Below are 11655 nucleotides of genomic sequence, written 5' to 3' on the forward strand. Positions count from 1 at the left end.
TTTATTGTTCGTGCGTGTCCAGATTTTCCCTTTATAGGCAATGGATTAGCGCTATTTTCTCGCCGTCGGGCAACGTCACCCACGCAACCCTCTATGCTTTCGCGAGTAACAAAGGGCGCCTCTTTTGCCCTTGACGTTGCCCCCTGTTTATTCCGTCGTTATTCAGGTCTGTGTTGTTGGGCGCTGACTAACCACTCTTCAGGGCGAACTTACGGTGAACAAAATCCCCCCGACTATTGCGCATCCGGCCTCGGATGAGATTGATCTTTTTGAACTGGTCCATGGGATCTGGAAGCAACGCGTGCTGGTTGCCACGTGCGCAGCCATCGCGGCAATCCTGGGTATCGGTTACGCGATGTTTGCGCCTCAGGTGTACCAGGCCAGCAGTGTGCTGCGGGCGGTCGAGCTCAATGAGTTGGACGCGCTCAACCGTTCCGAGGTCTACCCACTGTCGCCGGCCGACGCATTGAGTAAAGTGGCGTTGCAACTGGACTCCTATGACACCCGGCTTGGGTTTTTCAAGGCCAATGCCAAGCTGTTCGAAACGTATCAACGCCCAGGGCAAAGCCAGGAACGAAGCTTCGACGCGTTTGATCGCAGCCTCCTCAGCCAGGTGTTGCCCGATCCGAAAAACAGCAATGCCCCCGGCACTTTTATACGCCTGGAAATGCAGTACCCCCAGGGCAGCGGCGGGGTGGCGATCCTCAATGGCTTCGTCGATTACGCAATTGCCCGCCAACGTGAGCGTGTTGCGGCTGACGTCAAGGTGATCGTCAACAATCGTCTCGCGGAGGTCGGCCGCAAGATCGATGCCGCCCGTGAAAACTATGAGAACGAAAAGTCCACGAAAATCGCCAGGTTGCTGGAGAGTGATGGCATCAAGCGTGGCCAATTGCAGGATGAACTCAGCGCCCTGCGCGAGGAGATGGCAAAGGAGCGCTCCCATCGCCTGGCGCGACTGGCTGAAGCCATTGCCATCGCCCGATCCGTCGGTATCACAAGGCCGACCACGCCCTCGGTAATGGGCGCGGCGGCATTGCGGGGGGCAAGCCAGGTGACGGAGGTTTCCCAGCAAACCGTGCCCTTGTTCTTCATGGGAACACAGGTGCTCGAAGCTGAGCGTGCGGTATTGCAGCAACGGAGCAGTGACGACATCACCAACGAGCGTGTTGCCGAAATCAACAGAAAGCTACGTTTGCTGGAGGTCAATCGTGAGGTTGACGCCCTGAAAGCGCGCGGCAACGAAGATATCTTCCTGCAGGATGTTGAATGGCTCCGCATGGAAACTGTCCGGTTGCGTGCGCTCAACCTTGACATGGACGGGTTGAAAGTGGCGACGATCGACCGCCCGGCCCAAGAACCATTGGCCCCGATCAAGCCCCGCAAGGCCGCAGTGGTGGCGTTGAGCGTGTTCGCTGGCTTGATGCTGGGCGTGCTGGTGGCGATGGTGCGATATTTTGCGGGCCTGCGTCGGGTTCATCCGCAAGGACGACAGGTGCCGCAACAAGTAGGCTGAGTGGACAGCTTTTCACAATTCTTCGCTAACCTTTGGTTACAACTTGTGGCTAAATATCTGCCAAATGGTCACGCAGCGGCTTGTTACTGAGCCGCTTGCGCTGCCTGTCTGTGAATTGTGATTGCAGCTGCTGCTTATCCAAACCTCGGCCGTCGTGGGCACGCAGGAGCAGCCTGTTTTCTCCTGACGTGTGACGAAATTCCGTGAAACTTTTTATTGTTGTTCTCTACGTTGCTTCCATTGCGTATGTGCATTTGCGTGGTCGGGTGCGCCACACACTGGGCCGCCAATTGAGCGACCACTCCACCTTCCTGGCACCGATCAACTGCTTTCTCTATCTGTTCTCCAAGCTGCCCAGCCGACCCTATCTGGCCCCCAGCGACTTCCCAGACCTCAGCCCATTGCAGGAACACTGGGAAGAAATTCGCCAGGAAGGGCAGAACCTGATGCGTGCCGGCGCAATCAAGCGCTCGGACCAGTACAACGACGTGGGTTTCAACTCGTTCTTCAAGTCGGGCTGGAAGCGCTTCTACCTCAAGTGGTACGGCGACAGCCATCCCTCGGCAATGAAACTGTGCCCGCGCACCACTGAATTGGTGCAGGGCATCGGCTCGATCAAGGCCGCGATGTTCGCCGAGCTGCCACCAGGCTCCAAGCTGGTGCGCCATCGCGACCCCTACGCCGGCTCCTACCGTTACCACCTTGGGTTGGATACGCCCAACGATGCGGCCTGCTATATCAACGTCGATGGCGAGCGCTACGCCTGGCGCGATGGCGAGGCGGTGATGTTTGACGAGACCTATATCCATTACGCCGAAAACGCCACGCAGCACAACCGCATCATATTGTTCTGCGATATCGAACGGCCTATGAAATACCGCTGGGCGGCGGCCTTCAACCGCTGGTTCAGCCGCAACGTGATGGCGGCGGCGGGCTCGCCGAATGACGCGGGCGACAAGACCGGAGGGCTGAACCGCGCCTTTACCCGGCTGTACAAGATTCGCCTGCGCGGCAAGGCGCTGAAGAAGCGCAACCGCACGCGTTATTACCTGGAGAAGTGGGCGATCTTTGCGGCATTGGCGGCCATTTTCCTGTTGATCTGAGGGCCTCGCAGACAGATCGTGTTACACCTGATGAGAAACTATTTAGTTACCAAAGGCGAACCCTCGGCGTAGCGTGTTATCGAAAGCACGTACTACTCGCCCTTGAGAGGCTTTGTCATGAATAGTTGTGTACGCCACCTTGCACTGCTGGCACTGGGTGTTTTCATGCTCCCCGGTGCCCAGGCGCAAAACCTGCCGGGCGGCAACGACGCCAACAACAGCCCGATCCACCGAGCCAACCCCAACAGCATGCAGGGCACCCAGCCCAATGCGCCGGCCATTCGCGGGCTTCAAATCGGCCCGGCGCCGCGCGCACCGACCCTGGACAACGGCGGCATCGGCAATCGTTATCCCACGCGCAACACCGCCCCCAGCCGCCCAGCCAGCGAAACCAAAGCCCCCACTTACGATGCCAACGGCAATCGCCGGTAAGGACTCGCCCAATGCACCTACGTAAAACCCTTCTGGCCGCCCTTTGCGCGACCGCCATGGTTCCACTGTCGGCGGTTTATGCCGCTGGCCCCCAACAGTTCCCCAGCGAGCAAGGCAGCCTCACGGTCACGCCGATCGCCCAGGGCCTCGACCATCCATGGGCGGTGGCGTTTCTGCCAGACAGGCAAGGCTTCCTGGTGACTGAGCGCCCAGGCCATCTGCGCTTCGTCAGCCCGGACGGCAAACTGTCGGCGCCCCTTGGCGGCGTGCCGCAGGTGTGGGCCAAAGGGCAGGGCGGCTTGCTTGATGTGGTGCTGTCGCCGGACTTCAAGCAGGACCGCATGGTGTACCTGTCGTACGCCGAAGGCGGTGGCAAGGGCGGTACCGCCGGCACGGCTGTCGGGCGTGGGCGCTTGGCCGATGACCTCAGCGGTTTGCAGGATTTCAAGGTGATCCTGCGCCAGGAGCCCAAGCTGTCCACCGGTAACCACTTTGGTTCGCGCCTGGCGTTCGACCGGGATGGCTACCTGTTCGTGACCTTGGGCGAAAACAACGATCGCCCGACCGCCCAGGACCTGGACAAATTGCAAGGCAAGGTCGTACGCATCTACCCGGACGGGCGCGTGCCGGATGACAACCCGTTCGTGGGCCAGGCAGGTGTGCGCCCGGAGATCTGGTCCTATGGCCAGCGCAACCCGCAAGGCCTGGCACTGAACCCGTGGAGCGGCACGATCTGGGAAAACGAACACGGGCCCCGTGGCGGCGATGAGATCAACATCATCGAGCGCGGCAAGAACTACGGTTGGCCGCTGGCAACCCACGGCATCAACTATTCGCTGACGCCAATCCCGGAAGCCAAAGGCAAGACGGCAGAGGGCACGGTGCAGCCCCACCATGTCTGGGAGCAGTCCCCCGGCATCAGTGGCATGGCGTTTTATGACGCTGACCGCTTCAAGCCCTGGCAGCACAACGTGTTTATCGGCGCACTCGCCAGCCAGGAGCTGATCCGCCTGCAGTTCGACGGCGACAAGGTCGTCCACGAGGAACGGCTGTTGGGCGGTTTGAAAGCGCGCATTCGCGATGTGCGGCAGGGGCCGGATGGCTACTTGTATGTGCTGACGGATGAGGATGATGGCGTGTTGTACCGCGTGGGCCTGAATCAGGACTGAGCGGGCAGCCGCAAGCTTGAAGCTTCAAGCTTGCGGCTACAGGCTAAAGCCCCAAGTCCGACAGCCCCGGATGATCATCCGGGCGCCGCCCCAGCGGCCAGTGGAACTTGCGCTCGCTCGCCTGGATCGGCAGGTCGTTGATGCAGGCAAACCGATTGGCCATCAGGCCGTTTTCATCGAACTCCCAGTTCTCGTTGCCGTAGGAGCGGAACCAGTTGCCCGAGTCGTCATGCCACTCGTAGGCATAACGCACGGCGATGCGGTTGTCGGTGAAGGCCCACAGTTCCTTGATCAGGCGGTAGTCCAGCTCCTTGGCCCATTTACGCGTGAGAAAGTCCTTGGCTTGCTCGCGGCCGTGGGCAAACTCGGCGCGGTTGCGCCAGCGGGTGTCCAGCGTGTAGGCCAGGGACACCCGTTGCGGGTCGCGGGAGTTCCAGCCGTCTTCGGCCAGGCGCACTTTCTCGATGGCCGATGCGCGGGTAAAGGGCGGCAAGGGTGGGCGTACATCGATGTCTGATGACATTGGCATGCTCCTTAAAACAATAAGGGATTATCGGAAAGTTGCCTGGCTTATGGGCTCAAAGCGCCAATAACGTTCGCGCCATGCATTGCGCATTATCGGCCGCGGTTGAATCACCCATCACCAGGGCAACGGTAATGGCGCCATCGATCAGGATCAGCAGTTGCGCGGCCTGCTGTCGCGGGTCGGGGGTGCCATGTGCGTGACACAGTTCAAGTGCGTACTCGAACAGTTTCTGTTTATGGGCCTTGGCCAGCAGGCGCACCGGGTCTTGTGGGTCGCCGGTTTCACCGCTGGTGTTGATAAAGGCGCAGCCGCGAAAGTCGGCGGAACCGAACCACGCCTTGAGGGCGTCGAACAGCGCCAACAGGCGTTCGCCACTGCCTTCCTGGCGCTCCACTTGCGTGCGCAACCATTGCAGCCAGCGCTCGTCGCGGCGCTGCAAGGCGGCAATCACCAATTCGTCTTTGTTGGCGAAGTAACGGTAGATACTTTTTCTCGAGACGCCGGCGGTTTTCACCAGGAAGTCCATGCCGGTGGCGGCGATGCCATGGCGATAGATCAACTTTTCGGTAACGTCGAGGATAATGTCGCGGGTCATGTCGTTCATGTGGCGAACAGTAGAACGATCGTTCTTCTTGGTCAATTAAATTTTTCCATGCGCCGCCGCAAGACCTGAGCACCCCCATGGTGTAAGCTCGGTGCCTCTTCGGATTCGACCCATTGCGAGCCCTATGCCGTCGTTCTTCAAACGCTCCCTGTTGCCCAAACTGCGCGGTTTCCCCCTCACTCCCGACGCGATTGACGTGCTGTCCGGCGCCGATGAATATCGTCGCTGCCTGCTGCGCCTGATCCCCCAGGCGACGCGGCGCATCTACATCGTTGCGCTGTACTTGCAGCACGACGAAGCCGGGCAGGAAATCTACGACGCCCTGCACGCCGCCAAGGCTGCGCGGCCGGAGCTGGACATCGTCGTGGTGGTTGACTGGCTGCGCGCCCAACGCGGGCTGATCGGTGCAGGCAAGCAACCGGGCAACAGCGCCTGGTACCAGGCCATGACCGAACGCCACGCCAGTGAAGTGCCGGTGTACGGCGTGCCGGTGCAGACCCGCGAGCTGTTCGGCGTGCTGCACCTCAAGGGCTTTGTGATCGACGACACCGTGCTGTACAGCGGCGCGAGCCTGAACAATGTGTACCTGCACAAGTTCGACAAGTACCGCTTCGACCGCTACCACTTGATCCACAGCCAGCCGCTGGCCGATTCGATGCAGCATCTGATCGAGCATGGCCTGGTGGCGTCCAAGGCCGTGCATCGCCTCGACCTGCCGAACCCGCCCACCACCCGCAGCCTGCGCAACGACATCGGCGACTTGCGCAGCCGCCTGAAACACGCGGCCTATGACACCACGGCGGGCCAACTGCCCAATGGCCACCTGTCGGTCAGCCCGCTGCTGGGAGTGGGCAAGAACAACCCCTTGAGCCGGGTGATCCTGGAACTGATCGCCAGTGCCCAGCAGCAACTGACCATCTGCACCCCCTATTTCAACCTGCCGCTGCCGGTGACCCGCGAGATCAATCGCGCCCTGGCCCGTGGGGTGAAAATCGACATCATCGTCGGCGACAAGACCGCCAACGACTTCTACATCCCGCCCAGCGAGCCGTTCAAGGTGATCGCGGCGTTGCCCTACCTGTATGAGATCAGCCTGCGTCGCTTTGCCAAGCGCCATCAGCCGATGCTCGACAGTGGCCAGTTGAACCTGCACCTGTGGCGCGACGGGGATAACACCTACCACCTCAAGGGCATGTGGGTCGACCAGCGCTATACGTTGCTGACGGGCAACAACCTCAACCCGCGGGCGTTCCGCCTGGACCTGGAAAACGCCTTGCTGATCGATGATCCCCAGGGCCAATGGCTGGAGCCGCGACGCACCGAGCTCGCGCAGATATTCCAGCACGCCACGCGCATCGAGCGTTATCAGCAGTTGCAAACCCTGGTGGATTACCCGGCGGCGGTCGGCAAGTTTTTACGGCGTGTCAGCCGCGTGCGCATTGAGCGGTTGCTGTACCGAATTCTTTAGGCCCAGGCTCAGCCATGGCCGTCAACCGATTGAGAATTTGCTTACCCTTTGCATTCGGCTTGTCTTGTACGTTTTCTATTGACAGTTCTTAAGGACAAGAACTCTCGCCACTTCACTGGTTAGAGAGCAATAGAAATGTCGTCAATCCATGTCAACAGTGCGGATACCGCTTTCAACAGGTTGTTCCGCGCCCCGCAGCCCCCCGCACCGTCTGCGCAAAGCCGTCCTGAGACGGCGCCTGCCGATCGTCTGTCTGGGCCGCCACCCAATACCGCAGCCTTGCAGCACGAGGGGCGACCACAGACGAAAACAAACCGGTCCAAACGTGACGCTACCACTCCAGGCATCGAGCCGACTTCCGGGAGTGTCACGGCCAGCCGTCTTTTCCCTGCCAGCGATGTCGCGCAATCAGCGGACGTTACGTTGCAGGAAAACATGGTGCATTGGTTGAACACGGGCCACGCAAAAGAAGAACTCATCCCACCAAACGCATCCATCTCGTCATTTCTCGAGATGTACGACCAAGCGATCAAGGAGCCGCCCATCCAGGCCTGGTTCAAATCCAAGGGGCTCAAATTGTCGACTGTGCGTGTGTTCAGCGACTCGGTGGTTGGCGTCGTGGTCGTCAATGGCAAACAGTCCTTCCAGCGGTTCACCACCACCGATGGCTCTGGTTGGTGGGAGGTCAGCGCAAAGGTCAGTGCCCTGCACAAAGTGCTCTCGCCAAATGATCTAGGGATTCCGGTGGCACCCGGGCCGACTCAGGGGCCTGTTCCACGGGATGTGGTACTGGACTTTTACGGGGTGAAACCGCCTCTGAATGAAAAGGCTGCGCCGCGGTTGGGTAAACAACTCCAGCAAGAGGGCTGGCCCGGGATTTCACAGGCACAGCGTGCTCAGTGGGAGAAACAGTTCAAGCAACTGCAGCAGCACAGCGGCGACAGCGCTGTCCGTGAGCGCCTGGGGGCGCAGTTGCAACCCCTGATCAAGAACAAGCAGGGGGGTGATGAGCTGACACTGAATGAGCAGGCGATATGGGTTGAACCGGGCTCCTCCCTGGACCAGGCGAGTACGTCACCACGCGAACAATTCGTTGAGTTTCTCGCATCAGCCGCCTTCAAGGCGTTCCTGGGGAGGGCCGGTGTCGCAGGGCTGGGCAGCGAATTCAGGATAACGGAAGGTGACCTGCAAATGCTCAGAGCGAACGGGCAGTGGATCTCCCTTCAAGATTCCTTTGACGCGGACGTCGAGCTAATGTCAGGGCACGGCAGTGCAAACGAACAAGCCACCGCGCGCAAGTTTAATGAAGACTTCGACCGGTTGGTGCAGCAGAGTGAGAAAGCCGGTAACGCCCTGTATTCCACCCGTCGGTACGACATGCGCCAGACTCTGGCCTACTATGCGCCGGACGTACCGCAAACCGTCGGGCAGATGCGTGCAGCGCTGCAGTGGTTCAATACAAAATTGCCTTCACCCCCGCTGGCTGGCGACTACGCGGGGATGACCCCTTACGTGCAAACCGAGGGATCGCTGTCTTCCAGCTCACTTGAAACAATGAAAGCGGCATCGGCGGGCGTCATGTCGTTGCTCAAGGGCTTCTCCGGCAGGCCGTCGTTTGGTCAGTCTTTTCACGATCCGGACCGGCAACTGGCGGATTTTTTTGATTCGTCCAAGGCCATCGCCAAGGCCGATGAGATTGCCAAGGCCCTCAAGCTCTACAGTGTGGCCGAGGGGCAAGCGCTCTCCCGGGCCGAACGTCACCAACTGCTGGCCACTGCGCTCAAGTTGAGTGTTGACGCCACCATGCCGGGTGTCGCGGGGCAGGTGGCGGGGTATTCGTTGTATCAGCCGGGCAATTTGGGGCGCTCACTCAAAGAGGTGCGCGATGACGTCGAAATGCATCTTGAAAGCAAAGGCGTGGACGCCGGGTTGACGCCACTGGTGGCTCACCTGTTCCTTGCCCAGTCGGCTCCAGAGATGCTGGTCAAGGCTGACACCCGCGTGCCTGAAGACGCCAGGCAGGTGCTCAACCAAGACCCGCAAAACGTCAAGGTTGGCTCGACCGGTTGGCTGGAGCTGCGTCAGGGCTGTGCAATCGCCGATACCCTGAGTGGTCCGGGCAGTTCGCGTTTGATGAATTTTACGCAAGTCATGGCGCTTTCCCGGCTAGACGCCAGCGGGCCGAATCAGGAATACCTGCAAAAGAGCCTGGCTACCAAACCTTTGCTGGACTGGGGGGTAATGGCCGGTATTTTCCCAGCGACTGCGGACGGACACTACTCCCCTGGGGACTACAAAGCCGCTGCGCAAGCATTTACCGAACGGGAAGACCAAACCCGCGACGCGTTCAACACCTTGACCAGCGAACCGCCGACCCAGACCACTGTTCTGATCAAGGAGTTGGTCCGGTTATTCCCGGAAATGACCGAGGAAGAACTTCGTACGTTCAAGCTTGAGTTGGACACCGATGTCAAATATGACTCCCGGCAGCACGGGCACATGGAAACCCGCCAACCGCTGTTGACCGATGTCATCCTGACCAATCAAGTTGACGATGATCCTCTACTTTTGTTGGATCGGTTAGTGAACTACCTGGTCAGTGGAGAAAAGAAATACAAGTTCAACCACCCGAAAATCTCCCAGGCCACTTTTTTGGAACGCATCAAGCAACTGCCGAAGATAAAACCGTTGGTGGCGCCGGCGGTCGATCAATACATTGCCGATACCCGCGTCGCCCAAGCCACGGCGCTGAAACTGATGCTTGCGCAGTTGCCGCTGGAAGACCGCAGGGCGTTGGAGTCGGGGAAAATCGAGTTCTTCAGCGTACGCAAGGAAACCGGGGAAGCCCTGGAGGACGACCAGGGCCCGGATTCCAAAGTGGCGAGTAACAGGGGCACTCACGGCCTATTGCTACGTTACGAAACCGGGCTTGTAACACCCTGGTTTGGTTACTACGAGGTGTTTCCCGGTTCGATGCAGATGGTCAAGCGCACCGATTTACCTGACCGCCTGCCGCTCGGTGGCGAAACCAAGGCGGGCCGCAAACCCCATGGGCCCTTTGCCTATGTGCAGACGCCTTTCCAAAGGGGCACTGAACAGCCGTTTGACTTTGATGCGTACAGCACGGGTTCTCCACCCAAGCCCGGTGCAAAATCGATGGTGATTATTGAAAAGACGGCAACGGAGTTGCCGGCAACGACAGAAATAGCCTCGCGGCGCGTTCCCAATACCTTTAGCTCGAACAAAACAGCACGGATGGTGGAAACGTTTCTGGCACACAGCTTTGACGGGAAGCGCGACGCGTTACTTGAGCACGCCAACCAGCCGACAACGCTGCACAGCCGCCGTACCTATCCGTTTGCATCAGGCAAAATGTTTTCTTCGGAAAATGCTCGTCTGATGTTGCGCCTTATCCCGTTCGTCGGGGCTGTGTTTGACTTTGCGCAGGGCAAGGTGGCAGAGGGTTTGACGGGGTTGCTGATCGACTTTGCTTCATTCATTGCCACCGGCGGACTGGTCGGGGCGAGGCAGTTTTTTAGCGGTATGAAGATGTTGATCCCATTCAGTCGCAAGGCATTCAGCATGGCCGGCCTGAAGGGGGCGGGCTCGTTCTTCATGAGTGTGTTCAACCCGTTGGCTGGTGCGGTTGATGTGCTGAAAGCCGGGCCAAAGTCGCTGGCCGCAACCCGGAAAATCCTGATGGGCGAAGCGGCCCGTGTTGGCCCAGGGATCTACATGATCAATACGATCATGGAGAAAATCCGGTGGATCATTGGGGCAAAAGACACCCCCTTTACGGGTATCGCCCCCTCAGCAGGGCAATGGCCGGGGAGTCGCTTTGGCACCAGTCAAAACCGTGAGATGTATGCGATTCAGAAAAACGGTCAGTGGTATGCGATCGACTCGACCACCCTGCGGCCCACAGGTGCGCCACTTGCGCAGTTCACCCCCCAGCCGGGTTGAAACCTGTGGCTCTCGTGCGCCCTGACGAGGTGCACGAGAGCCCGGTAGGTGCGATCAGTTCAAGCCCAGCTTGCCACGCAGGGTTGACAGGTCCTCAGCCAGGGTATTGACCGGGCCCACCAGGGCCTTGCGGTCGTTTTCCTTGACCTTGTCGTAGGTCTCGAAGCCGCCGTCCTTGGTCTTGTACTTGGCGAGGATCTTGTCCACGGTGGCGAAGTTCTTGTCGACCTTGGCCAGGAACGCCTTGTCTTGTTTCTCGATCTGGCCACGGAACAGGTCGACGATTTTTTTCGCGCCGTCGATGTTGCCCTGGAAGTCATACAGGTCGGTGTGGCTGTAGCGGTCCTCTTCGCCGGAGATCTTGGTGGCGGCGACTTCTTCCAGCAGCGCGGCGGCACCGCCGACGACTTTTTCTGGCGGGAAGGTCAGGCCATCCACACGGGTTTTCAGGTCGTTGACGTCGGTGTTGAGCTTGGCGGTCAGCGCCTCCAGGCCTTTGGTGGTGTTCTGCGAGAACAGCGCATATTCGATGCGGTGGAAGCCGGTGAAGTCTTCGGCGGTCACGCCTTTTTCATGGTCATCCACGCGCGAATCGATGGACGCGTCGAGGTCACTGAACAGCTCGGCGATCGGCTCGATGGACTCGTAGTGCACGCGGGTCGGCGCGTAGAGTTTCTTGGCCGTGGCCAGGTCGCCCTGGTTGATCGCATCGGTGAAGGCCTGGGTCTGGGTGACCAGCTCGGCGATTTCTTCGGTGACGTAGATCTTGTAGTCCGACACCGGGCCTACCAGGTCCAGCGGCGCCGTGGCGGCGAACGCGGCCAGTGGCGAAAGGGTCAGTAGCAACGACAACGCGAGAGTCGACTTCTTCATG

Annotated in this window: 9 protein-coding genes; 6 read left to right on the forward strand and 3 right to left on the reverse strand. The window is 59.6% G+C overall.

Annotated elements, in window-relative coordinates:
• The first annotated feature begins 214 nt into the window (after positions 1 to 214).
• From PSH87_RS13075 to PSH87_RS13090, 4 genes are all read left to right on the forward strand, one after another.
• Positions 215 to 1516, forward strand: coding sequence for a Wzz/FepE/Etk N-terminal domain-containing protein (locus PSH87_RS13075; RefSeq protein ID WP_305434010.1), 1302 nt, complete (start codon positions 215 to 217; stop codon positions 1514 to 1516).
• 203 nt (positions 1517 to 1719) lie between these two features.
• Positions 1720 to 2619 (forward strand): lipid A hydroxylase LpxO, encoded by a 900-nt coding sequence (gene lpxO, locus PSH87_RS13080; protein WP_026137134.1) that lies wholly within the window; start codon positions 1720 to 1722, stop codon positions 2617 to 2619.
• 117 nt (positions 2620 to 2736) lie between these two features.
• Positions 2737 to 3051, forward strand: a complete 315-nt coding sequence (locus tag PSH87_RS13085; protein WP_305434012.1) for a hypothetical protein — start codon at positions 2737 to 2739, stop codon at positions 3049 to 3051.
• An 11-nt stretch (positions 3052 to 3062) separates the two neighbouring features.
• Positions 3063 to 4220, forward strand: a complete 1158-nt coding sequence (locus PSH87_RS13090) for a PQQ-dependent sugar dehydrogenase (protein ID WP_305434013.1) — start codon at positions 3063 to 3065, stop codon at positions 4218 to 4220.
• Between the two features lie 43 nt (positions 4221 to 4263).
• On the opposite strand, the gene PSH87_RS13095 is transcribed toward PSH87_RS13090, so the two are convergent.
• Together PSH87_RS13095 and PSH87_RS13100 are read right to left on the reverse strand one after the other, a co-directional pair.
• Entirely contained in the window at positions 4264 to 4743 is a 480-nt protein-coding gene (locus PSH87_RS13095) for a nuclear transport factor 2 family protein (protein WP_305434015.1), read from the reverse strand.
• 55 nt (positions 4744 to 4798) lie between these two features.
• The gene (locus tag PSH87_RS13100) at positions 4799 to 5350 is read right to left on the reverse strand and encodes a TetR/AcrR family transcriptional regulator (RefSeq protein ID WP_305434307.1); all 552 of its coding nucleotides are present in this window, start codon (positions 5348 to 5350) and stop codon (positions 4799 to 4801) included.
• 124 nt (positions 5351 to 5474) lie between these two features.
• On the opposite strand from PSH87_RS13100, the gene pssA reads away from it, so the two are divergent.
• Together pssA and PSH87_RS13110 are read left to right on the forward strand one after the other, a co-directional pair.
• The gene (pssA, locus tag PSH87_RS13105) at positions 5475 to 6818 is read left to right on the forward strand and encodes a CDP-diacylglycerol--serine O-phosphatidyltransferase (RefSeq protein WP_305434017.1); all 1344 of its coding nucleotides are present in this window, start codon (positions 5475 to 5477) and stop codon (positions 6816 to 6818) included.
• Positions 6819 to 6953: 135 nt separating this feature from the next.
• Positions 6954 to 10781, forward strand: coding sequence for a hypothetical protein (locus PSH87_RS13110; RefSeq protein WP_305434019.1), 3828 nt, complete (start codon positions 6954 to 6956; stop codon positions 10779 to 10781).
• A gap of 54 nt (positions 10782 to 10835) precedes the next feature.
• Here the strand turns inward: PSH87_RS13110 and efeO are convergent, their stop codons facing one another.
• Positions 10836 to 11654 carry an iron uptake system protein EfeO gene (gene efeO, locus PSH87_RS13115; RefSeq protein ID WP_017739377.1) on the reverse strand — a complete coding sequence of 273 codons (819 nt, stop codon included), beginning with the start codon at positions 11652 to 11654 and terminating at the stop codon, positions 10836 to 10838.
• Position 11655: the final 1 nt, after the last annotated feature.

Source organism: Pseudomonas sp. FP453, assembly GCF_030687495.1.
Taxonomy (GTDB): domain Bacteria; phylum Pseudomonadota; class Gammaproteobacteria; order Pseudomonadales; family Pseudomonadaceae; genus Aquipseudomonas.